Genomic DNA, 24478 nt, shown 5'->3' with positions numbered 1-24478 from the left:
ACAAATTTTTTTCCGTAAAATAAATTTTCTATATTTGGAGGCAAGAACTCTTATTTATTTAGATTTGCGAACTTTCTAATATTCAGGCACGATGAAACACTATTATTCCTTTCTGATAATAACCTCTTTGTTATTAGCCGGATGCGGGCAAAAAGACCGGGCAAAATCTCAATTCGAATCATCTGTACAGACAGAAGAAAGTTATCCGTTAGCAAAAGAATATATTAAAGAAGCTGTTATCACAGGAAAAGTGTTGAACCGGGACTTTTATCCTCAAGAAAGGGAATTAACTCTCATCATTCCATTTTTTTGGAAAATGGAAAATCAATATCGTACCCCCATACAAGAAGATGGCTCATTTTCATTCCGCTTTCCGGTTTATGCAAAATTAAGAGAAGTTTCCATTCGCAATTATGCAGAACATTTGTATATCCACCCGGGAGATAGCATACATGTGGAAATAGACTTCAAAGATCTTTTTCATCCCAAAGTAACAGGTGATGCAGAAAAACTGAATCAAGAAATACTGGCATTTACAGAAAGCGCCTACTATTACATACAGAATTATAGTATAAACCCGAATTTGAATATTAAGGATTTTGAGGCTGAATTAAAGAAGGAATATGACTTTCGTTTGGAGCGAAGAAACGAGTATCTGACGAAGTATAAGCCAATGGAAGATGTTACGTTATTTACTGAAGAGTTACTGAAACAGGATTATTATTACGCTTTGTTATCCTATGGTAACCAATGCCAGTTTAAAACGAGAAAAGAAATGGATCGGTATCATAAACTTCTGCCTGCAATCAATAAACTTTATAATAAAGGGATTCTTTCGGCACGTTTATATGATATTGCCGATGAAGTAGAACGCTATATAGCTTATGGGATAACTTACAAAGATAAAAAAAATCCATCTGTAGAAGAGATTATGTCGGCAGTAGGAGAGAATGAACTGAACCAGTATATATATACCAAAATGGCAGTTGGCTCTTTGAATGCAAATGATACACTTGCTTTAACAACGAGGCATACACAGTTTGATTCGATTGTAAAAATGCCGCATTTGCGTGCACAAGTGATGCAGATATATAATCAGACTAAATCTTACCTGGAAAATCCGCAACCAGTTTCCAACAATTTATTATATGGTGAGTTTCACGAAAACTCAAAGCTAAAAACATCTATGCCTTACATGGAACCCATCTATAATATACTTGAGAAGAATCACGGAAAAGTAATCTATTTCGATTTTTGGGCTAGGTGGTGTCCACCATGCCTGGCAGAAATGGAACCTTTGAAACAATTGCGGAGTAAGTATTCCACCAAAGACCTGGTCATATATTCCATATGTGTAAGTGAACCCAAGGAAGAATGGGAAGAATGTCTGAATGAGTATTCATTGAAAAACCGGGGAATTGAATGTATTTATGCATCTGATTCTTTTGGAAAAGATAACTTACAGAAAATTCGCAAACAATGGAAAATAGATAGAATGCCCTATTATTTGTTGATTAATAGAAAAGGGCAAATTGTAGATTTCGGAACTACAGCACGTCCCAGCAATCCGCAATTAGTATCTCGAATTGAAGAGGCTGTGAAAGACAGCAAATAACAAAAGAAGGTTGTTCTACACGGTAAGTAGAACCATGATAAACAGTTAACATGACTTATCTCCTTTTGGCTGGCTGTGTCGAAACTTGAAAAGGACGATAATCTTTCGGTAACCATTGTGGATCACGATGATAGATATATTCCAATAAAGAATCTACTATGTAGGCTTTGCCTTGGGTATGCAAAGTATCATAAAAAGCATTTATATAGCCGTCTATAGCACCTAATTCTTTTAGTTTATTATATACATCCGCACTGTAGCGTCCTAACCGTTCAGCTGTATTCTCTATACAATAGATAATAAACTCTAATTGTTTTTCTTTGAGAGTCATATTATTTTCTCCTTTCTTATCTTAATCCATTAGCGAAAAAGATTAATATTAGCAAAGATAGAAAAGTTCCTTCTTTCTTCCAATTAATTAGTATAGTATGTCGCGTTTCCTTATAGAATATTAAAGCAAAATTAATATACTTTCATTATAGCTTTTTCTTCTTTCACCAACTTCCTCCATCTTTGAAATGCTCTCATCAGCGTTTCTTCCTGTACCAGTCCTACCATTTCATAGTGCTCTACAAATTGTTCTATTGACTTTTTAAACATCACTCCTTTATTAAACTTATTATCCAATAGAAAGGAGTATAATTCCGCTTTCATCTCCGTTTCTATTTCCTTTTCTATAATCAATGCACTATCGTTTCTGATATAGTTATAGACTTCCGGATTCTTCCCATTACGCGGTTTGGGCAGTACAAAGCAAATATTTCCAATTTCTTTCCATGAAGTATTTTGCGGATGAGGGACAGATAGTTGATGAAGGAAGTGATAAACTGGAGTAATGTGGGAGAGATGGATAGGGATAAGTCGTTTGGAAGAAGAAGGAGAGGAAGAATGAGACTGGTTCTCTGGATCGGGTTCTAAACTTTGTCGATATCGGACATACATATATCCAGCCAAATATGGCTTGATATTAATTGTAACTGTAACCATGGGATTTTTTTTAAGTTTGTAATAAAAAAGTATGTATATACAGCCCCTTAGACTGTGAATTCCGTTTGGTTTATTGAGAATATTCCCATGGTTATCGGGACGGAATTCTTCTTTTTATAATAAATTGATATACAGTGTATTATAGATACTGTTTTTTGGTTTAAAACCAAGGAGCCGTTCCTTTTAAAGGAACGACCTGTTTCTCACCGAGGAACGCCTTGTTCCTTTTAAAGAAACGGATGGTTCCTTAAAATCCGGGAACAAAACTAGCTGTAATATTCTGATTTTTCAAAACGCATAATTGAAGTACCACAAGTAATATGTAAATATAAATAACCACCCTTACACATCGTTTGTTTTGCGCGTGTATAAACGTTTAGTATGTCACAAAAGATAATTGAATAAGTTGGATAATAATTTAACAATGTTTATCCGATAAGTCCTTTTTATAGTTATCTAACCCTCATTTTAGTGATTTATAGAACTATTTTGGACGAAACTTCGGAATCAATGTGCAATTTCAGAACGTTTTACTTTAATATATATTTATTTTGTAATTTCGCATCCGATAATCATTTATTAACGCAAGCAAAAGCAAAATATTCAATATACGCATCTGATGAAAATACAATATATAGCAATTCTACTTTTGATATGTTGGGGAAGCATTTTAAAATGTTCGGCCCAAAAGGTAGCAGTAAAAACAAACCTGTTCTACGGTGCATATTCAGGTACTCCTAACTTGGGAGTAGAGTGGGGACTTTCTCCACGCACTACAATAGAACTTGGCGCCGGACTTAACTGGTTTACACCCAATAAAGCATCTTCAAATAAAAAACTGGTGCACTGGCTCGGTACAATGGAATATCGTTATTGGACATGTGAAAGATTTAGCGGACATTTTTGGGGGATACACATAATAGGAACACAATATAACATAGCCGGTCATCACTTGCCACTTTTATTCGGGGATAATTCCAGCCATTACCGATATGAAGGATGGGGAGCAGGAGGAGGCATCTCGTATGGTTATCACTTCCTTCTTAGTAATCGTTGGAGCCTTGAAGCAAATATAGGTGTAGGATATGTGCGGCTACATTATGACAAGTTCCGGTGTAAGACTTGTGGTGAAAAGGTCGGAACAGAAAACCGCAATTATTTTGGACCAACTAAAGCTGCAATCTCACTTATATTTCTTATAAAATAATACAACCATGACAAAATTAAGATCATTCCTATACCTGTTAATCATATTCCTGACCATTTCTTCTTTATCATACGGAGAAGAAAATCCCAAGAAATGGTATACAGGAATTATACAGCCAACAGCTCTTGAACTACAGCAAGCGGGAGATTCATTGCATATTCAAATACTTTACAACTTTGATAATATACAAGTCAGCTCCAATCATTCTATAGAACTGATACCAGTATTGATTGCTGCAAACCATCAGATGGAATTGCCGGAAATATCCATTAAAGGTCGTAAGAACTATCAGAATCTGAAACGTAAACTTGCTTTGATGAATACGCAGGAACGTGCTTTTTACCAGTCAGAAGCTCCATACTCCATATTAAAAGGGTATGGAATGACTGGAAAAGAACAGATTCGGTACTCGTTGATAATTCCATTCGAGCCATGGATGAAGGATGCATATCTGAATGTAAAGAAAGAAGTGATGGGCTGTTGCAGGCCAGGCAGGTTACTATCAGCTATTCCTCTTTTTAGTGCTGTTACTTTGGAGAAACTTCCCGTCCCTTATCAAATCACTCCACATATTAGTTACGTACAGCCAAAAGTTGAACCAGTCAAAAGTCGTGAGATGTCATGTGAAGCATTTCTGGACTTTGTCGTATCAAAAACCGATATTAAACCGGACTATATGAATAATCCGACTGAACTAAAAAAGATATCCTCCATGCTTGCCGAAGTGAAAAATGATACAGCCATTACCATTCGTGGAATATCAGTCATTGGTTATGCTTCACCGGAGGGTGCTGTCCTTTTTAACAAACAGCTTTCCGAAGGACGTGCAAAGGCACTTGTTAATTACCTTCTCCCTCGTTTCCCTTTCTCTAAAGAATTATACAAGGTGGAATATGGTGGCGAAAACTGGGAAGGACTACGTAAAATGGTTGCAGGGTCTGACATGGCAGAAAAGGATGGAATTCTTCATATTATAGATCACATACCAGTTGAAATAAACTACCGAACGAATACCAGTCGCAAGAAATCGTTGATGTTATATAAACAGGGCAATCCTTATCGGTTTATGTTGCGTGAGTATTACCCACATCTGCGTAAAGCGATCTGTAAAATAGAGTACGATGTTCAGAATTTTAATATAGAACAGGCAAAAGTGCTGATTCATAGTCGGCCACAAAATTTGAGCCTGAATGAAATTTATTTGGTTGCTCTAACTTACAAAAATGGTTCACCGGAGTTTATCGAATTATTTGAAACAGCCGTTAGCGTCTTTCCTGATGATAAGATTGCCAATCTGAATGCCGCTTCGGCTGCACTTTCACGTAAAGACACTCTTTTGGCGGAAAAGTACTTAAAGAGAGCAGAGACTTCCACACCGGAATACGAAAATGCCGTGGGAGTATTACATCTGCTAAGAGGTGACTATGAACAAGCAAAGTTACATCTAAATAAGGCTGCTGAATCCGGATTGAAACAAGCAAATCTCAATCTGGAGGAATTAGCCAAAAAAGAAGAGAATATCGAATTGATGAGTAAACTAGATTATTGATTTTTTATATATTATAATTATCTTTTTATTTACAACATTTAAACATTTAACAATGATGAAAACAAGAAGTTTTCTATTATCTACATTGGCAGTTTTTATATTTGCCGGCTGTAGTAGTGAAGATGCCCGGGAAGGGAATATTCCGGGTGGTGAACTAGATGGCAAAGCGTATCTGTCGCTTTCGCTGCAAAGTCACACAGCTACTTCAAGAGCAGTGAATGTAGAAGAAAAACCGGGAAGTTCTGGGGAAAGTAAAGCAGGGGCCGTCAAAGTTTTATTATTTGACAAGGATGATGTGTGCCTTGATGTGGCTGATTTTGATGGTTTGACCGTTGGGAATAGCGGAGGAGAATCCGGTGGAACAGGGACCCCGGAAGCTGTAGCTAGCGATGCAAAATTAGTACCAGAGAAAACAAAAAAAGTATTTGTGGTTATCAATCCTTACACCGACGGGTGGGATTTAACTTCAGAAACTGTAAAAGGTAAACCTTGGTCTGCAATTAACACTGCTATTGAGGCAGCTATTGCCAACATCGCTGCCAATGAAAATTTCATGATGGCGAGTGCAGGCGAAGGAGCTGGCATAGAAGGGGCATTGACGGGAGTAAAGGTACATAAGCCGACTGCATATACCAGTGAGGCCATCAATCAGGCAAAAACGGACGCACAGAGCGATCCAGCTAAAATCTCTGTGGATCGATTGAGCGCAAAAGTAGAGCTTGCAGTTAAGGAGTCTTTTTCTACAAAACCTGACGGTGCTACATTTGCTTTCAGTGGTTGGGAATTAAGCGTTACCAATAAGAGTGTGAAACTGTATAGTGAACGTATCACTTACGATAATGCCACGATTGGAGCAGTTTATCGTCGGGATAAAAACTACTTGTCTGACGAGCAACCTGATGTATCAAATGAGAGTACTATGGAAGCGAATATGGATGCAGCTTTCAATTATCTAAAAAATATAGACAGCGAAAGTGAGGAGATGCCTGCTGTTGCACAGAGTAAGGGAACAAGTCTGTATTGTCTTGAAAATACAATGGAAGCTAAGGCACAGCAATTAGGATTCACCACCAAGGTGGTAGTAAAGGCTAAGTACACTCCCTATGGTTTGAACGAAAATAGTAGTTATTTCTCTTGGAAAGGAAACTATTATACATTAGACCAGCTTAAAACTGAATATTTAAAACATAGTGATGGTTCCGGGCTAAAAGTAGACCTACCCATATTCTTAAAGAAAGCGGGAATTATGACACAGGAGCAATTCGATGGTGATCAAGATACAAAAAATTCTGTAGTCGCTAGTCTTTCGGAAGGTGCTACAGCTACTCAATTAAATGCAAAAACTGGTATTATCGGACGCTTCTGTGCCGTACGTTATTATCATGAATCCGTATGTTACTATGACGTCCTGATCCGTCACGATCAGAATGTAACTGAAAAGATGGCTTTAGGCCGATACGGAGTAGTGCGTAACAACTGGTATCACCTTGAACTTCAAAGCGTGAGCGGCCCCGGAACACCGTGGATTCCCGATCCGTCTGATCCTGACAATCCTACACCTCCGGGTACCGATGATGATGAAGCAGATGCATATATTTCTGTAAAAATCACTATCAATCCATGGACTTATTGGACACAAGGTGTTGATTTGCATTGATAAATGGGAATTAAAAGACACATAAAGAAATACAAAATAATCCTTGCCGCTTTTATAGTGGCAGGGATTACCGGTTGCGATGTCCTTCATGACGACCTTGATCAATGTGACCTCTTTCTAAAATTCCGATATGACTATAATATGGCAAATGAAGATTGGTTCGCCGAACAGGTGGAAGAAGTAAAGGTTTTCGTGTTCGATACGCAAGGAAAATATATACAGACACTTACTGATAATGGCCATTCGCTAAAAAGTCCGGACTATCGTATGCTGATACCCTATCGTTTGAAAGGCTGTACAGCTGTTGTATGGGCTGGAAAAACGGATAAATTCTATCAGCTTCCGACAATGGATACAGGTGATCCAATAAATAAATTAACGCTGAAATATGAGCCGGAAAACAACATAAGTAACAACCATCTTGATGCATTATGGCATAGCGGTCCTCTATTAATGTTTTCTTCGGAAAATATCAGTAATACAGAAAATGTCAGCTTGGTGCGCAATACTAATGATATAACGATAGGCATTACGCGAGGAAATAATCCGGTGGATGCTTCAAAATATGACATACAACTAATAACTGCAAACAATTTTTATGACTATAAAAATAATGTAGGTGAGAGCAGCAAGAATATAATTTACCATCCTTGTTCAGTTGAAGAGGAAGACAGTAAGACCGCCCTACAAACCCGCCTCCATACTCTTAGATTTATTAAGGATGCTGATACGACTTTTTCTATCACCGAAAAAGCGTCAGGAAAAACAATAGACATCGGAGGAAAAACAACTATAAACCTTATTGACTACCTGTTGATGAGCAAACCGGAAATGATGGGCGATCAAGAATACCTCGACCGCAGATACGAATGGGATATCAACATTCGAATCGGAGATAAGGAAGAGAATGGCTACATTGCATTGAGTATAACCATCAATAATTGGACCTACTGGTTCCAACCAACAGATATGTAAATCGTTTTTTGAAACGGAATTATGGCACGATTAAGGATGAATATAACTATCAACATAAAATTTTCGGCAAATGTCCTGCTTTTGACAATGTTTGCCCTGTTTACTTACTCTTGTACAAAAGAGAACGAAATAACAGGCGCACGTATTTACGAAGGAGAAAAGATACCGATGAGTATTAAAATGGGGACGCGCAATGATACCACCGACAAAGATGAAGTCATAAATTCCGTACGTGCAATTGTGTTTAATGACAAGAACGAGCTGGTATACAACGACGTTTCTGATGCTTCCATAAATGTCGATAGCACATACACCGCTTCTATAAGAGCGGCACGGGGATATAACAACATTTATATCATCTGCAATGAAACATCGGAGCTTGCCGAAAAGCTCGCTGCTATTACACTGGAAAATGAAATAGAAAAAGTGACATTCTCTGCCGTAGGTATCGTTGCTCCTCCGCCCATGTATGGAAATGTGGCACGTGCCTATGTGGAATCCCGCAGTGACGGAAAAAACGCCACAGTAACAATTAATAATATTAAAATGACGGAATTGCCTGTTAGCGTAACCCGCATGGTATCCCGCATCAGCTTTACAGCTATTAAAAATATAACTAATCCGAATGAGGATTTCAAAGTAACCAAGCTCACTGTTAAAGTATGTCGTATGCCGGCCGCCACTCCTATAGAAGAAGGGCGGGCATATACGGAAGATATTTGGTCGGATGACCTTACGATATCAGGAACAGGCGAGCTTGACAAAAATGGCGATTATATTATAAAAGATAATAACTATACTATTCCTGACACAGTGGATTTTATAACAATTCCTGCCACATATATTCCTGAACACTTGCTATCCCAACCTGAAAATGCTTCTCAGGCAACCTACCTTAAGATTGACGCGCAGTGCGTACTTAAAAACGGAAGTTCTCAGGTGCTGAACTGCGTTTACCTCTTGAATATCGGTCAAGAGCCTCCCAAAAACTATAATCTGACACGAAACAACCATTATCAGATATACGCCACCATTACCGGTATGGGTGCAATGGGGTTATATGCGGAAATAGTGGCAATGGAGGAACATGATATCACCATCAACTGGAAACCTATCGACGGACTGGTCATAGTGAGTGACAAGGCAGCAGATTATGACGCGGTTGCCGATACATCCAGAAATGTGAATATCTGGAATGATGTCAGCGTTTATTCAGGTATACTGAAAGCATATCATTCGGAGACGGGATATAAGGATGTATTGTTCAAATATGGCAGCCTGATAGCCGTGCACAGCGGCACAAGTGCGGGTGAGGGTTTTATAGCTCCTACCAATGCCAGTGCATTGAACGATGTACTCTGGTATCCCGGTTCATACGATCCCTTAAGCATCAGCGGGTGGACAGATATTCCCTACCTAAACACAGACGGAATTCCTGCAAATAACACCGTAGACCAAGTTAAAGCCGGGGTGGGAGATCCCTGCAAGTTGGCCGGACTTTCCGAAACCCAGATCAAGGCTCAAAACATTGTGGATAACGGGCAGTGGCACATGGCTACTCCGAATGAAAACCAAGCCCTGATAGCGGCATCGGATAACGAGAATAATTCATACGGTTATCCTTCTTTCCATTGGCTGCTTTCCCCGCATAACCGGTATAGAGACGCGGGCGGTGTATCTCAGGGGGACCGTTCCAATGGATGGTATTGGAACGACGACGCTTCGGTATTCGAATTCTCCGGTAATTCATCGGGTGCAAGTTTCCAAAGTGGCAAGGACAGGCAAAGTGCCTATATGATTCGCTGCGTGCGCAATGAAATACCGGAAAGCAAGATGGAGGCGGGTGCCATCTCCAGTCCTACTTATCAGGGAACCGAAAAAGGTGTAAAAGCTTATTTCGGTATAAAATCCAATGTGCCTTATTGGACGGCAACGCTTGTCACGGGAGAAGGTGCGGGAACAGCGGAGCCTACTGATTTCTCGTTCGCATCGGATGGCACCATCGTACATACGACCCACGGAAGCAATACGGAAAATATCCCTGTATACGTCAAACGTAAAGAAAGTGCTTCACCGCGTTCATTCAGAGTGAAGGTGGAAGGAGTCGGTTTGGACGGACAGACAAGGAGCATACTGCTCACCGTCTCGCAAAGCGGATATGATTTACGTGCTACTACCGGATTAAGTAGTCTGGGTAATATATCTCAAACGGGAGGTACTTATACGGTGAGTATCCAGCTTACTCCGACGGATATCTCCATACCTGCCGGAAAACTGTTTTTGCAGGTTATTTATGGAGGCGTCCAAAAGTGTCTCAGTACTAAAGTGAATACTGAACCGAATACGTATAGTTATTCTGTCTCGATAGAAATTCCAGAGAACAGCAGTCCGAGTTCTATCAATCTTACTGTTAATATTCTACTGGCGAAAGATACCGGAGTGACAGTTCCTCTCGGCAGTCCGTCAATTACGCAAAACGGCTACTGATGTCCTCTCCCTGGATGAAAATTTGATAATAAACATATACGATATGAACCTAAGAACAAAATATAAAAGATATTTCCGGGCAGCCTGCACCACCTTGCTGTTGCTGGCGTTCGTGGGCTGTGCAAAAGATAAACTGGTAGAGTACGGTCCCGGTGACGCTACCGGTAAGGTGGTTATGGTCAGCCTGAAAGTCGGTATTCCCCCCGCTGTAGAGCCTGCATCAACGAGCGGATATTCCGCCGCTAAGTCGCTTTTTAGGGATAGGAACGATTCCGGGTTGTCGTTTACAGTGGCTTTGGAACAAGGACAAGAACCACATGAGGTAACTACCCGGGTATCTGACGGCACGACCAAGTTACACAACCTTTGGCTTTTCCAATTCGATGAGCACGGTTCCATTAAGGGAAATCCTCATAAACTGAGTGATGCAGTAACAGCCATAAATGATTTGATGACGATAGACGTCCCCCTCGTAGTATCAGAGAATCAAACCTTGTACCTGTTGGTATTAGGCCCTAAACTTAACTATGATATGAGCGGAGTGAGCACTCTTGATGAACTCAAGAATTGGAGTTTTGACTATCTTATTAATGTAGAAGGGCATACCCAATCGCTTATCACCGCAGATGATGAAGTACCGCTGGCCGGAGAAGTGTCAGGTGTCACTGTGGTGGACATCGACGGTGGTAAGCGTGGTCTGGTAGAATACAACAAACCGGCCGGGTTTGTAGGAGGCATCGAAATCGAGAGGTTGATGGCACGCGTTACCTTACGTTACAAGTTCGAGGTGGAAAATTACCGGTTACAAGGTTTGAAATTGCTGAATGTGAACAATACTATCCGGCTCACCAATCTTAAAAAAAATACCGATGCGGATACATACGCCACATTTGAAATGGATCAGTTGGGTGAGCCCGATTCCAATGGCTATTACTCGGCAACATGGTATGTAGCGCAGAATCGGCAAGGGACGGTTACAACTATTCTAAGTGAAAGCCAGCGCTACTACAAAGTGGTCAATAAGGTGCCTTCAGGTGCTGCGCCGCCACTGGGCACGCAGATAGAGGCATGGGCATACCCTACTACCGGAACAAATGAATACGCGATCTACCAGATATATGTTGGGAATAATAACACCAATAACTTCGATGTGGAACCCAACCATTTTTATAATTTGCGTACTGCCATAAACGCAGAGATAAACTCGGCGAAGAACGATGAACGGATCAGGGCATATACCATCAGCCAGTATGTGGAATTTTTTTCCAGCCTTAACGTAAAGGCTTCTGGGGCGTCATTCAGCACCCTGTACAACAAAACGGGTGCCACTTATGACCTGGATGCAGCTTATAGTGTCCGCCCGATAGTTATACAGACTCAAGGAAGGAAAGTGGAAGTGGAAATATATACTGACGAAGATTGTACGCAGAGAGCCGATAAGGGAAGCAGTTGGCTCCTCCTGTCTTCCTCTTCCAACTATACGGATGCATTCAATAATGTTAAAGAGCCATTGGATACCCGTGTTACGGCAAGTTCCATACTTCCCACTCAGGTGAAGTTTTATCTCTATAATAAGGAATACATTTATGATGATGACGGCAAACTGGTTGACCCGGGTGAATCCGATAAATTAGGAAAGCGTTCTTTATACATTAAAGTAACTACTATGCCAGAGGGTGAAGGAGAAACATTGCAAACTTTCCATATATTCAGACTGGACCAGCGCCCGGCAGTATATGCCGGGTGTTTTGGAGGAGAAAGAGACACTGACGGAAACTATACAATGGGATTGGTGCATGACAGACCGCAACGTAGTGTATACCAGTATGACGTATCATCGGGTAAAGTGGAATATGGTTACGATGGGATTGTGACAGCTGCTCATTCATACGGGACGGATGACGTGTATTATGGAAAAAACGCGACGGTAAACCTGGCCGAGAATATAAAGAACCTTACTTGGAGTGGTAATATACCTGTCCCGCAGAAAGATGCTTCCGGACATATATTGCTATATCAATATCAACACCCGGCTAGTACGTTTAGTGCAAGGGCTTGCTATGATAAGAACCGGGATGAAGATGGAAACGGACGAATAGAAGGGGAGGAGTTAAAATGGTATTTACCGGCATCCAATCAACTGATTGGCCTCTATATCGGCAGTCTATTAGATGCCAGCAGCGGGCAAACAATTACAGAAGATGGAGGTACTTCTGCCAAAAGGTGGTATTACGGGCTTAACTCTTACTATAAGACTGAGGGTGGTGCAAGGTGTGTAAGAGACATCCCTCTCCCTTCCGTTACTTATTAATGATAAAATGAAAATATAAAGAATAAAATGAAAAGAATAACTGTCATAATCTTCGCATCCCTTTTTATCTTGCTAAAGGGATATTCCCAGACAATAGAAGTCTATGAAGATTTAAGAGGAAACAAGTATGCGGCTATTAATTCGAAAGATTTGCCTAAACAAAGGATCAGAGATAAAAGTGCTGTCTTTTATAACAACATTCAATTATACGAGTACACCTCGACTGGTCAAAATACGAATCCTATTACCGATAGTGAGGGCAACCCTGTTTATACAGACAGGATTATCCGGCATATAGATAGCATGTCTGAGGCAGGCAAAATCAATAAGACTGTATCTGCATTTTTTATAGTCTCTCCGGATATCGTATATAGCGATGGCAATGATAGCGAGGGAAAAGACAGTGGAACGCAAACAATGAATTGGGCTACGGCAAATGGCTATCTTGCTACGGCAAACAGTAATAGTTATAGTACGGAGAAGAATATTGCTGTTCCCAAGGGATGCGCAATGTATCGGGGGAAAGACGGTCAGGACGCTCCGGGAACATGGCGGATACCTACACTGCGTGAAGGAAGCCTGATTATGATTTATTATAAGGAATTAGAGGCCACAGCTACCCAAGGTACCGATTGTAAAGCATTTGCCTTATCTGACATAAAACCAACCACCTATTGGTTAGCGACGGAAAATACAACTTCTTCTCAAGCATGGTCAATGACAATTTATCCTGATGCGACAAGAGTGAAATATAAGTCTGCCAGAGATCTCAAGGCAAGCTCCTATTATCTCCGTTGCATCCGGGATATTCCATAGAATAGAAATATAAGTTTGCTCATTCATTTACAAAAGATACAAAATAACTGATCAATCAAATGAAAACGATAAAAGCCGAAATATTAATGATTGAAGGAGCGCCGTTTCCTGTCATCAAAGAAATATATGATCCTTCAAATGAAAGGCGTAATGGGACCATTACACCGGAAGCTCCCATTATTATCACCGGACAGAACCTGGATATGCTGACATGGGAAAGTACCAATCTATACCTTGTCTCTTCCGTAAATGACAGAATGTTGATAGAATGTGGCGATATCCATAAATATTCGGACGATAAGATTTATATGACAGTTCCTGATATTAATGAAGGTGAATATTTCCTGGCACTGATGATTTTGATGAAAGATAAAGAAAGTTTTTTATACATCTTTCCCATATCTTTGGTGGTACAGTTTGCTCAATCGAAATGGCACGACTGACATCCGTATGATAAAAATAACGGCAAACAACATAATTGATAAATAGCAGTCCATGGAAAAGAACCAGCCATATAAGCAGGATAAAGTATTCGATAATATATTGGAAACAGAAGAGTTTAACGTCTATACTAAAATTGACGATTTACCTCTTGATGAAAATCCTATGTATCTTGAAGAAGGGATAAATGGGATATGCACGGGAGGAAGTGCGTTATTCAATGTTTTTGGTAACAAACGACGGATTGTTTCCAATGATCTGGTAGTCATTTTCCCTTTTCAGCTGGCTTCTGTCACGGAGATTAGCAGTGACTTTTCAATGACGTTTCTAAAAGTACCCAAAAGCCTGTTTATGGATACAATAAGCGGGATATGTATACCTACGCTTGATTTCTTTTTCTATATGCGGAAAAATTTCAGCACTCCGCTATACGATGAAGAATGTCAACGTTTCATTCACTTTTGCAATATTTTGATTTTTCGTATCAACTTGCCCCGCAACTTATTCAGACGGGAGTCTATCATGCAGTTATTACGTGTTTTCTACTGGGATATATATGTGGCTTATAAAAGAAATCCGAAAGCTGCCGAATTAGTAAAATACACCCGTAAGGAAAAACTTTTATTCGACTTTTTTTGTTTGGTGATCGAATTTCATACCGTAAGTCGGGATGTTGCGTTTTATGCGAAAAAGATGTGTGTGTCCGCCAAGCATCTTACAATGGTAATTACAGATATGAGCGGTCGTTCGGCAAAAGACTGGATTATAGATTACTCCCTTCTTGAAATAAAGGCTCTTTTACGGGATTCTGACCTTGAAATAAAAGAAGTGGCCTCACGCACGAACTTCCAGTCGAACTCTGTTATGACAAGATTCTTTCGTGAACATACCGGTATGACTCCGTCTGAATACAGGGAGAGAATTTATGTTAAAAATGAAATTGATTTATAATTAGTTGAGTTATATATGAAATACCGCCTGTGAAGGTCGTCTATTGTTTGTTTTGTTTGTGTGGTGCACCTTCTTCCAAGAGTAGGAAAGGAGGTGCACCTTTTTTATAGCTAAAAAAGAACGGATAAAAATGCGAAATAAATAGTTTAAAATGCTATATTTGCAAAATAGTCGCATTTTTAATACATTGAAGTATGATTTTAGAATTTAAATTTAAAAATTTCAGATCAGCTAAGGATTGGCAGATATTAAGTTTTGAAGCCTCTGCAGATAAGGTTTCAGAAGAATATTACTGTACCACTATCAACGATACGAAAGTATTAAAACTCGGTATCCTCTATGGAGCTAATGCTTCAGGAAAGACTAACGTATTGCTGGCACTTGACTTCATACGAAAAATAGCCATTTCTCCTAAGATAAACAAAATGCAGCCTATCGGGTTTACTCCGTTTCTCTTGGATGATACGACAAAGAAAGAATGTGGAGTATTTGAATTGACTTTTTTTGTAAACAATATGAAGCATATCTATTATCTTGAAGTAGATAATAGTGCTGTTCTAAAAGAAACACTTAAATATTATCCCGGTAAGCAACCAGCCGAAATTTTCTCCCGAGAGACCATTCATGGAATCACTCATATCCGATTAGGAAGCAAAGTCAAACTCAATGTGGCCGAGCAGGAAAAGTTGCAGGTAAATACACTTAGTAATATGAGTGTTGTTTCAGCTTATGCTACAGCTAACTTTATGTTTCCTGAATTAGAACGTGTCTATAACTATTTCCTGAAGCAGTGGTTGCCTATACTCTTGCCCCAAACGGATTTGAAAACATGGACAACAGGAGAAATGGAAGCAGAGAAGGAGAATAAATCCTTTTTATTAGATTTACTGCACCGTGCAGATTTTAATATATCCGGTTTTGATGTTCAACAAAATGAGAAAAATAAAAAAGATACGGATTTGATATTTGAACATACGATTGTAGCCAATGGAACATCTTCTGTTCATTACCTGCCTGATATACTTGAATCAGCAGGAACAATGCGCTATTATGGTTTGGGAACTATTCTGAATATATTACTTGAAAGAAATGCTATCATACCTGTTGATGAACTTGAGAATTCGCTGCATCCGGATTTATTTGCCCATTTCATCAACTTATTTTTGGTTAATTCGACTTATTCGCAGCTGATTTTCAGTACGCATAATCTCCAATCATTAGACACCGAGGATTTACGTAAAGATGTAGTCTGGTTTACAGAAAAAAAGGATGATGGTTCAACAGACCTGTTTTCACTTGATGACTTCAATATCCGCAATGGCGTTTCGTTTCTCAATGCATATAATGCAGGGAAATTTGGCGCCAAACCAACGCTGGGCGGTATTTTTATTCCTAAAAAACGATAAGTATGGCACGCGAAAAAAGAATAAAAGAAATTCGGAAATCTTATGCGATTATCGGTGAAGGAATCACAGAGTTTTTCTATTTTGATGGATTTCGTAATGCTGAAAAGGACTTGTTGAAGAAGTTCAATGTTACCCTAAAACCTGATAAGCCCAAACATCCTGACTACAGTGATATCATAACGAAAGCTCAATCGCTATTAGCAAAAGAGTTTGATGTCGTTTTTTGCTTGATTGATATGGATTATATCAATGCTGATAATGTACGTAAACAAGCCTATGATAAGGAGAAGTCATCATGCATCAAGGCATACAAAAATGAGATTTATTTCATAGAGAGTAATCCTGCCTTTGAATTTTGGCTATTATTACACTTTGTCTTTACCGACCGACAGTTTCGTAACTGTGACGAAGTAATTACAGAGTTGAAAAAGAATGGTCGTCTTGAAAAGTACGAAAAAAGCATTGAGTATTTTTCAAAGAACAACTTATATCTCCAACTCAAAGAAAAGCTAGAATCTGCCATAGATCACGCACGTAGCATCTCCATTGATATAAACAATCCGCACACTTCATATTCAAGGGTATTTGAAGTGTTTGAAGAACTATTACAGAAGAGATAGATAAACTATCGTTTCAATTCTATCAGACAAATTAAATAGCTTAATTTAATTTGAGTCAGGAAAATACAGTGAGTACAAAACAGAATGTTTTTCGTCTTATCTATAAGTAAAAATATAGACTGGAATGAAAAGCCGACTGAAACAACGAATATTTGCACTTTCTCTATTAGCATGGACAGCCGTATGCCCTGCCGATGCACAGCAAACACGCTCGCTTCGCGATCAATTCTTAAGTCCTTCCGATGAAGCAAAACCCTGGACTTTTTGGTATTGGATGTATGGTGCCGTGTCTAAAGAAGGGATTACAGCCGATTTGGAGGCAATGAAACGTGCCGGATTAGGAGGTACTTATCTGATGCCGATTAAAGGTATTCATGAAGGCGCCCAATACGATGGCAAGGCGCAGCAGCTAACTCCCGAATGGTGGGAGATGGTGCGTTTCAGCATGGAAGAAGCAGATCGTTTGGGGCTGAAATTGGGAATGCACATTTGTGATGGTTTTGCATTGGCGGGAGGTCCCTGGATTACTCCCGAAGAATCTATGCAGAAAGTGGTTTGGAGCGATACGATTGTAAACGGAGGAAAGTTGATGGCTATTCGCTTGCCACAACCGGAAGCCTATGAAAATTATTATGAAGATATTGCATTATTCGCTTTGCCGGTAGAAGACGCAGCGGATGAGATGCAGGCAAAAATCACCTGTGCCAACCTAGCTACGACAGGAAATATAAAAGCAGCTCAAACAGTGAATATGGATGCGGCGGGAGTGATCCGTTCTTCATATCCTTGTTATATCCAGTATGAATACGAACAACCCTTCACTTGCCGGAACATCGAAATCGTTTTAACTGGTAATAATTATCAGGCACACCGCTTGAAAGTAATGGCCAGTGATGACGGAGTGAATTATCGTTTGGTTAAGCAGTTGGTCCCTGCCCGTCAGGGATGGCAGAATACGGATGAGAACTCAACTCATAGTATTCCTCCGACTACTGCCCGTTTCTTCCGTTTCTACTGGACTCCTGAAGGGAGCGAACCGGGAAGTGAAGATATGGATGCTGCCAAGTGGAAGCCCAATCTGAAAATAAAAGAATTACGCCTGCACCGGGAAGCCCGTCTGAACCAGTGGGAAGGAAAAGCCGGACTGGTATGGCGTGTTGCTCAAGCGACTAAAGAAGAGGAAGTCGGGAAACAGGATTGCTATTCACTTTCACAAGTCATCAATCTGACAGAGCAATATACCGGTCATTTGAATGGAAAAACATTGACCGCCACTCTCCCCAAAGGAAAATGGAAATTACTTCGCATGGGACATACAGCTACCGGGCATACCAATGCGACAGCGGGAGGTGGAAAAGGATTGGAATGTGATAAGTTTAACCCGAAAACGGTACGGAAGCAATTCGATAACTGGTATGCACAGGCATTTACAAAGACTAATCCCGAAATAGCTCGTCGTGTACTGAAATATATGCATGTCGATAGCTGGGAATGTGGCAGCCAAAACTGGAATAAACGTTTCGCTATTGAATTTCAGAAACGTCGTGGCTACGATTTGATGCCTTATCTACCTCTATTGGCAGGTATTCCGATGGAAAGTGTCGAACAAAGTGAAAAGATTCTGCGAGACGTACGTACTACCATATCAGAACTCGTCGTAGATGTGTTCTATCAGGTATTGGCGGACTGTGCGAAAGAATATGATTGCCAATTCTCGGCAGAATGTGTAGCTCCGACGATGGTAAGCGATGGTCTACTACATTATCAAAAAGTAGATCTTCCGATGGGTGAATTTTGGTTGAACAGTCCCACACATGACAAACCGAATGATATGCTCGATGCTATTAGCGGAGCGCATATCTACGGAAAGAATATTATTCAGGCTGAAGGATTCACCGAAGTGCGTGGCACGTGGGATGAATACCCCGGAATGTTGAAAGCCTTGTTGGATCGTAATTACGCATTAGGAATCAACCGCCTTTTCTACCATGTATATGTACACAATCCCTGGCTGGACCGCAAGCCCGGCATGACATTGGATGGCATCGGACTATTCTTCCAAAGGGATCAGACCTGGTGGGATAAAGGGGCAAAAGCCTTTTCCGAATATGCTACCCGTTGCCAGTCGTTGTTGCAATATGGACATCCGGTAACAGACATCGCAGTCTTTACAGGTGAAGAAGTGCCGAGACGTTCGATATTACCGGAACGATTGGTTCCCTCTCTGCCGGGAATCTTCGGTGCGGAACGAGTGGAAAGTGAACGCATCCGTCTGGCCAATGAGGGACAGCCTTTACGTGTACGCCCGGTAGGTGTTACTCATTCAGCTAACATGGCTGATCCGGAGAAATGGGTGAATCCGCTTCGTGGATATGCATACGATAGTTTTAATAAAGATGCAATCCTTCGTTTGGCGAAAGCAGAAAACGGACGAATAACGTTGCCGGGTGGAGCAAGTTATAAAGTGTTGGTACTACCTCTTTCGCGTCCTATGAATCCCGAACCTGTATTGTCATCGGAAGTGCAGAAGAAAATCAATGAACTAAAAGAAGCTGGCATTTTGGTGCCTTCTTTACCTTATACAGAAGAAGATTTTTCCGTGTATGGCTTGGAACGTGACATGATCGTGCCGGAAGATATCGCCTGGACACATCGTCGTGGCGAACTTGGTGAACTCTATTTCGTAGCCAACCAAAAGAACGAAACACGCACGTTTACTGCAAGTATGCGTATTAACGGTAAGAAACCGGAATGTTGGAACCCGGTGACGGGTGAGATGAATATTCATCCTTCCTATCGTATCAATGGAAACCGGACGGAAGTTACTCTCACATTGGCTCCTAACGAGTCCGTATTCATCGTATATCCTGCGGAGGGAGTACATGAAGGCTATGGAGAATCCTCTCTCCAACTGCAAAAGGAGAAAAAAGACACCGCCAAAGCCCCTTTAAACATAGCTTTGGAGGCAAAGGAATATACTATAACTTTTGCAGCTAACAAAAAAACGCTCACACGAAAAAAACTCTTCGACTGGAGCCAAGAATCGGATGAACAGATACGTTATTATTCGGGGACAGCGACCTATAAAACCACTTTTCGCTGGAAAAATAAACCGAATAAAGACCAACAGATTTATCTGAATCTGGGAACAGTTTATAATTTGGCAACTGTTCGTGTGAATGGCGTAGATTGTGGCACAATCTGGACAGCTCCTTATCGTGCAGATATTACAGGTGCCTTGAAAAAAGGAATTAATGAGCTTGAAATAGAGGTTACAAATACATGGGCGAATGCACTGGCAGGAGCTGATGAAGGAAAAGCGCCGTTTGATGGCATTTGGACTAATGCAAAATATCGCAGGGCAGAGAAAACGCTGCTTCCGGCAGGATTACTCGGACCTTTGAGTTTTTCTACCACAGAATAAAATAGATTTTTAAGGCACGGATTACGCGGATTACACGGTTTATGAGAATCGTATTACATAAAGTAACAGCGCAATCCATGTAATCCGTGCCCAATTCATTATAATATAGCTAAAGTATGAAAAGTTCAATTATTAAAACAGGTACAATGTTGGCAGGTTTTCTGCTTGCTGCCTGCCTGTCAACACACGCAGAAGTAAAGCTACCGGCTATTTTTTCTGATGGCATGGTGATGCAGCAACAGACCAATGCAAACCTTTGGGGGACGGCGACTCCTCATAAAAAAGTAACAGTGACCACTAGTTGGAATGGAAAACAATATGCAGCAACAGCAGATAAAAATGGGGCATGGAAACTGACAGTAGCTACTCCCGAAGCGGGAGGCCCTTATACTGTGACCTTTGATGATGGAAGCAAAAAGACACTGAATAATATTCTGATAGGCGAACTTTGGCTTTGTTCCGGACAAAGTAATATGGAAATGCCGATGAAAGGATTCAAAAACCAACCGGTAGAAAATGCCAATATGGACATTCTTCACAGCAAGAATCCACAAATCCGTCTGTTTACGGTGAAACGTACTTCTACATTCACTCCGCAGAATGACGTTATCGGTTCCTGGAAAGAAGCCAATCCGGTTAGTGTCCGTGATTTCAGTGCAACAGCCTATTATTTCGGGAGACTGGTAAATGAAATATTAGATGTTCCGGTCGGATTAGTTGTAGCAGCCTGGGGTGGTTCCGCCTGTGAAGCATGGATGACGGCAGACTGGCTGAAAGCCTTTCCGGAAGCGAAGATACCTCAAACGGAAACCGACATAAAATCTAAAAACCGTACTCCGACCGTGCTTTATAATGGTATGTTGCATCCATTAATCGGTATGACCATGAAAGGAGTGATTTGGTATCAGGGTGAAGATAACTGGAATCGTGCCCATACGTATGCTGATATGTTTACCCGATTGATTAACGGTTGGCGTGCCGAATGGAAACAGGGAGATTTTCCTTTCTATTATTGCCAGATAGCTCCGTATGATTACGGGATTATTACCGAAAAAGGAAAGGAAGTGATAAATTCGGCATATCTCCGGGAGGCACAAGCAAAAGTAGAACATCGTGTAGCTAACAGCGGTATGGCTGTATTACTGGATGCAGGAATGGAAAAAGGTATTCATCCCGCAAAGAAACAGGTTGCAGGTGAACGTCTGGCACTTCTGGCTTTAACTAAAACGTATGGAGTGGAAGGCGTGAATGGCGAAAGTCCTTATTATAAAAGCATTGAAATAAAGAACGATACCGTAGTTGTCAGCTTCGAACGTGCCAATATGTGGATCAGCGGCAAGAACTGTTTCGAATCGAAAAACTTTCAGGTAGCCGGCGAAGATAAAGTTTTTTACCCGGCCAAAGCATGGATAGAACGTAGTAAGATGCTAGTGAAAAGCGATAAAGTGCCGCACCCGGTAGCTGTTCGATATTGTTTTGAAAACTATGTGGAAGGAGATGTATATTGCGACGGATTGCCTTTAGGGTCTTTTCGTTCGGATGATTGGTAATCGCAAATAGACAAGGTAAAATATGAAAAATATATGAAGAGATTTTATCTGATTATAACCATACTGTTTGTTGGCGTGTCGGCTCTTTGGAGTCAGCATGCCAATGTCATTTGGAATACTCCAAGTCGTAATTCTTCTGAATCTATGCCCTGTGGCGGTGGAGATATCGGGATGAATATATGGGTAGAAGACGGTGATGTTATGTTCTATGTGAGCCGTAGCGGCACATTCGACGAAAACAACTGCCAGTTAAAACAAGGGCGTGTACGTCTCCGCCTGTCGCCCAATCCTTTCAAAGACGCTAAAGATTTTCGTCAGGAGTTGAAGCTGAAAGACGGATATGTAGAAATCGCGGCAGGAAACACACAGATACAATTTTGGGTAGATGTTTTTCATCCGATTATACATGTAGAGGTAACAAATGAACAACCGTTGCAGACTGAAGTCTTTTATGAAAATTGGCGCTATCAGGAACGACCTGTCAGAAAAGGAGAGGGGCAACAGTGTTCCTACAAATGGGCTCCCCCGAAAGGTACTGTGACGGAGGCCGACTTTATTTCTTTAGACAAAATTACTGATTCAACAGGAAAGGCTGAAATAAATAGGACTTCAATAAAGAGGAACCAACTTCTGTTTTATCATCGCAATCCCGAACAGACCGTTTTTGATGTAGTTGTAGCTCAACAAGGAATGAACGAAGTAAAATCTCAAATGATGAATCCTTTGAAAAACTTGACTTTTGGAGGAACTCTTTTGGGTGAAAACTTAGAATTTGCAGGCACTGCGGATGATGTATATGCCGGAACAGACTATCGTGCTTGGAAATTCCGTTCTTCCAAAGCAGCCCGGAAAGAACATATCTGTATTGTGTTACATACAGACCAGACAGAAACAATAGAAGAATGGGAGCAGGGACTACAAACTGCTTTACAAAGAATAGCCCCCAAAGGTAAAGTTTCATTGAAAACTATCATACAGGATAAAAAACAGACCCGTTCGTGGTGGAATTCCTTTTGGCAACGCAGTTTTATCGAAGCAGAAGGGGAAGCAAAAGAAATAACCAGAAACTACACCCTTTTCCGCTATATGCTGGGATGCAATGCTTATGGCAGCGTACCGACTAAATTTAATGGCGGACTATTTACCTTTGATCCTTGCCATGTCGATGAAAAACAATCTTTTACTCCCGACTACCGGAAATGGGGAGGTGGTACGATGACTGCACAGAATCAACGTTTAGTATACTGGCCGATGCTGAAAAGCGGAGACTTTGATATGATGCCTTCCCAGTTTGATTTTTATAACCGCATGTTGAAAAATGCAGAACTGCGAAGCCGTATATATTGGCAACATGATGGAGCCTGCTTTAGCGAGCAGATCGAAAATTTCGGTTTGCCGAACCCCGCAGAATATGGTTTCAAACGACCGGACTGGTTCGACAAAGGATTGGAATATAATGCCTGGCTGGAATATGAATGGGATACGGTTCTTGAATTCTGCCAAATGATATTGGAAACAAAGAACTATGCAAATGCTGATATTACCCCTTATTTACCTCTGATCGAAAGTTCGCTGACATTCTTCGACGAACATTACCGGCAACTAGCTTCCCGCCGGGGACGGAAAGCGTTGGATGGCAACGGACATCTGATTCTTTTCCCGGGTTCTGCTTGTGAGACATATAAAATGACCAATAACGCAAGCAGCACCATCGCCGCCCTGAAAGTGATATTAGAAACATACGGAGAAAAAGAGGAGATGCTAAAAGCAATACCTCCGATTCCATTGCGATACATAGAAATAAAAGATACGTTGAATCCGACTATTGCTCCGGTCTTGAAGCAAACAATTTCGCCCGCCGTAAGTTGGGAACGAATTAATAATGTTGAAACGCCACAACTTTATCCAGTGTTTCCATGGCGTATTTATGGAGTAGGAAAGGAGGATCTGGATATAGCCCGTAATACCTACTTTTATGACCCGGATGCCATCAAGTTCCGTTCGCATACCGGATGGAAACAAGATAATATATGGGCTGCCTGTTTAGGCCTGACCGAAGAAGCAAAGAAACTATCTTTAGCCAAATTATCGAATGGACCGCATCGTTTCCCCGCATTTTGGGGACCGGGATATGATTGGACACCCGATCACAACTGGGGAGGTAGCGGCATGATAGGACTTCAGGAAATGCTATTGCAAACCAATGGAGAACAAATACTCCTTTTCCCGGCATGGCCGAAAGAATGGAACGTACATTTCAAACTTCATGCTCCGGGCGAAACAACAGTAGAAGCCACTCTCAAAAACGGAAAAGTGACGGATTTGAAAGTTTTACCGGAAAGTAGAAAAAAGGATATTGTTATAATGATTGAAAAGGAAAAATGATAATTTTGCGGAGTGCCCTGAAAGGGTTTAATTATATAGCGTAGGGCAACGCCCTACGTAAAAGCGACAATCTGAATTTGCGCCCTGAAAGGGCATA

General features: G+C 40.8%; 17 protein-coding genes. 15 read left to right on the top strand and 2 right to left on the bottom strand.

The window, feature by feature from the left end:
- Positions 1-91: 91 nt before the first annotated feature.
- Positions 92-1615: a TlpA disulfide reductase family protein gene (locus tag DW862_RS12430; protein ID WP_087318940.1), complete on the top strand. Its 1524-nt coding sequence runs from the start codon at positions 92-94 to the stop codon at positions 1613-1615.
- 55 nt (positions 1616-1670) lie between these two features.
- Here DW862_RS12430 and DW862_RS12425 read toward each other — a convergent pair whose 3' ends face one another.
- Positions 1671-1946 carry a DUF3791 domain-containing protein gene (locus DW862_RS12425; protein ID WP_008022253.1) on the bottom strand — a complete coding sequence of 92 codons (276 nt, stop codon included), beginning with the start codon at positions 1944-1946 and terminating at the stop codon, positions 1671-1673.
- A 131-nt stretch (positions 1947-2077) separates the two neighbouring features.
- Positions 2078-2602, bottom strand: a complete 525-nt coding sequence (locus DW862_RS12420) for a hypothetical protein (protein WP_120068524.1) — start codon at positions 2600-2602, stop codon at positions 2078-2080.
- 619 nt (positions 2603-3221) lie between these two features.
- On the opposite strand from DW862_RS12420, the gene DW862_RS12415 reads away from it, so the two are divergent.
- The 14 genes from DW862_RS12415 (at position 3222) to DW862_RS12350 (ending at position 24381) form a co-directional block, all read left to right on the top strand.
- Entirely contained in the window at positions 3222-3809 is a 588-nt protein-coding gene (locus tag DW862_RS12415) for a DUF3575 domain-containing protein (RefSeq protein WP_008022255.1), read from the top strand.
- A 7-nt stretch (positions 3810-3816) separates the two neighbouring features.
- A complete protein-coding gene (locus tag DW862_RS12410; protein WP_120068520.1) occupies positions 3817-5358 on the top strand; it encodes a DUF3868 domain-containing protein in 1542 nt (513 codons plus the stop codon).
- 55 nt (positions 5359-5413) lie between these two features.
- Complete coding sequence (locus DW862_RS12405) at positions 5414-7015, top strand: Mfa1 family fimbria major subunit (protein WP_087318951.1); 1602 nt, start codon at positions 5414-5416, stop codon at positions 7013-7015.
- A gap of 3 nt (positions 7016-7018) precedes the next feature.
- The gene (locus DW862_RS12400; protein ID WP_008022258.1) at positions 7019-7990 is read left to right on the top strand and encodes a FimB/Mfa2 family fimbrial subunit; all 972 of its coding nucleotides are present in this window, start codon (positions 7019-7021) and stop codon (positions 7988-7990) included.
- Between the two features lie 21 nt (positions 7991-8011).
- Positions 8012-10477: a fimbrial protein gene (locus tag DW862_RS12395; RefSeq protein WP_008022260.1), complete on the top strand. Its 2466-nt coding sequence runs from the start codon at positions 8012-8014 to the stop codon at positions 10475-10477.
- Positions 10478-10520: 43 nt separating this feature from the next.
- Positions 10521-12788 carry a DUF4906 domain-containing protein gene (locus tag DW862_RS12390; RefSeq protein ID WP_008022261.1) on the top strand — a complete coding sequence of 756 codons (2268 nt, stop codon included), beginning with the start codon at positions 10521-10523 and terminating at the stop codon, positions 12786-12788.
- 27 nt (positions 12789-12815) lie between these two features.
- On the top strand, positions 12816-13604 hold the full coding sequence (locus DW862_RS12385) for a hypothetical protein (RefSeq protein WP_008022262.1): 789 nt from the start codon (positions 12816-12818) through the stop codon (positions 13602-13604).
- A 59-nt stretch (positions 13605-13663) separates the two neighbouring features.
- A complete protein-coding gene (locus DW862_RS12380) occupies positions 13664-14047 on the top strand; it encodes a DUF4469 domain-containing protein (protein WP_008022263.1) in 384 nt (127 codons plus the stop codon).
- Positions 14048-14099: 52 nt separating this feature from the next.
- Positions 14100-14996 carry a helix-turn-helix domain-containing protein gene (locus DW862_RS12375; RefSeq protein ID WP_022198993.1) on the top strand — a complete coding sequence of 299 codons (897 nt, stop codon included), beginning with the start codon at positions 14100-14102 and terminating at the stop codon, positions 14994-14996.
- A gap of 194 nt (positions 14997-15190) precedes the next feature.
- A complete protein-coding gene (locus tag DW862_RS12370; RefSeq protein ID WP_117610556.1) occupies positions 15191-16402 on the top strand; it encodes an ATP/GTP-binding protein in 1212 nt (403 codons plus the stop codon).
- Positions 16403-16404: 2 nt separating this feature from the next.
- The gene (locus DW862_RS12365) at positions 16405-17022 is read left to right on the top strand and encodes an RloB family protein (protein WP_117684088.1); all 618 of its coding nucleotides are present in this window, start codon (positions 16405-16407) and stop codon (positions 17020-17022) included.
- A 124-nt stretch (positions 17023-17146) separates the two neighbouring features.
- Entirely contained in the window at positions 17147-20446 is a 3300-nt protein-coding gene (locus DW862_RS12360) for a glycosyl hydrolase (protein ID WP_120068516.1), read from the top strand.
- A 116-nt stretch (positions 20447-20562) separates the two neighbouring features.
- The gene (locus tag DW862_RS12355; protein ID WP_120068513.1) at positions 20563-21996 is read left to right on the top strand and encodes a sialate O-acetylesterase; all 1434 of its coding nucleotides are present in this window, start codon (positions 20563-20565) and stop codon (positions 21994-21996) included.
- A gap of 33 nt (positions 21997-22029) precedes the next feature.
- Positions 22030-24381, top strand: coding sequence for a DUF5703 domain-containing protein (locus tag DW862_RS12350; RefSeq protein ID WP_120068509.1), 2352 nt, complete (start codon positions 22030-22032; stop codon positions 24379-24381).
- Positions 24382-24478: the final 97 nt, after the last annotated feature.

This window comes from Bacteroides sp. AM37-9, assembly GCF_003603455.1.
Taxonomy (GTDB): domain Bacteria; phylum Bacteroidota; class Bacteroidia; order Bacteroidales; family Bacteroidaceae; genus Bacteroides; species Bacteroides xylanisolvens.
This window is presented reverse-complemented; position numbering and strand designations above follow the sequence as displayed.

Coding starts and splice junctions, on each gene's coding strand:
- DW862_RS12390 (WP_008022261.1), top strand. CDS start 10,521: ATGAACCTAAGAACAAAATATAAAAGATATTTCCGGGCAGCCTGCACC.
- DW862_RS12385 (WP_008022262.1), top strand. CDS start 12,816: ATGAAAAGAATAACTGTCATAATCTTCGCATCCCTTTTTATCTTGCTA.
- DW862_RS12405 (WP_087318951.1), top strand. CDS start 5,414: ATGAAAACAAGAAGTTTTCTATTATCTACATTGGCAGTTTTTATATTT.
- DW862_RS12420 (WP_120068524.1), bottom strand. CDS start 2,602: ATGGTTACAGTTACAATTAATATCAAGCCATATTTGGCTGGATATATG.
- DW862_RS12370 (WP_117610556.1), top strand. CDS start 15,191: ATGATTTTAGAATTTAAATTTAAAAATTTCAGATCAGCTAAGGATTGG.
- DW862_RS12400 (WP_008022258.1), top strand. CDS start 7,019: ATGGGAATTAAAAGACACATAAAGAAATACAAAATAATCCTTGCCGCT.
- DW862_RS12355 (WP_120068513.1), top strand. CDS start 20,563: ATGAAAAGTTCAATTATTAAAACAGGTACAATGTTGGCAGGTTTTCTG.
- DW862_RS12380 (WP_008022263.1), top strand. CDS start 13,664: ATGAAAACGATAAAAGCCGAAATATTAATGATTGAAGGAGCGCCGTTT.
- DW862_RS12410 (WP_120068520.1), top strand. CDS start 3,817: ATGACAAAATTAAGATCATTCCTATACCTGTTAATCATATTCCTGACC.
- DW862_RS12415 (WP_008022255.1), top strand. CDS start 3,222: ATGAAAATACAATATATAGCAATTCTACTTTTGATATGTTGGGGAAGC.
- DW862_RS12425 (WP_008022253.1), bottom strand. CDS start 1,946: ATGACTCTCAAAGAAAAACAATTAGAGTTTATTATCTATTGTATAGAG.
- DW862_RS12395 (WP_008022260.1), top strand. CDS start 8,012: ATGGCACGATTAAGGATGAATATAACTATCAACATAAAATTTTCGGCA.
- DW862_RS12350 (WP_120068509.1), top strand. CDS start 22,030: ATGAAGAGATTTTATCTGATTATAACCATACTGTTTGTTGGCGTGTCG.
- DW862_RS12365 (WP_117684088.1), top strand. CDS start 16,405: ATGGCACGCGAAAAAAGAATAAAAGAAATTCGGAAATCTTATGCGATT.
- DW862_RS12430 (WP_087318940.1), top strand. CDS start 92: ATGAAACACTATTATTCCTTTCTGATAATAACCTCTTTGTTATTAGCC.
- DW862_RS12375 (WP_022198993.1), top strand. CDS start 14,100: ATGGAAAAGAACCAGCCATATAAGCAGGATAAAGTATTCGATAATATA.
- DW862_RS12360 (WP_120068516.1), top strand. CDS start 17,147: ATGAAAAGCCGACTGAAACAACGAATATTTGCACTTTCTCTATTAGCA.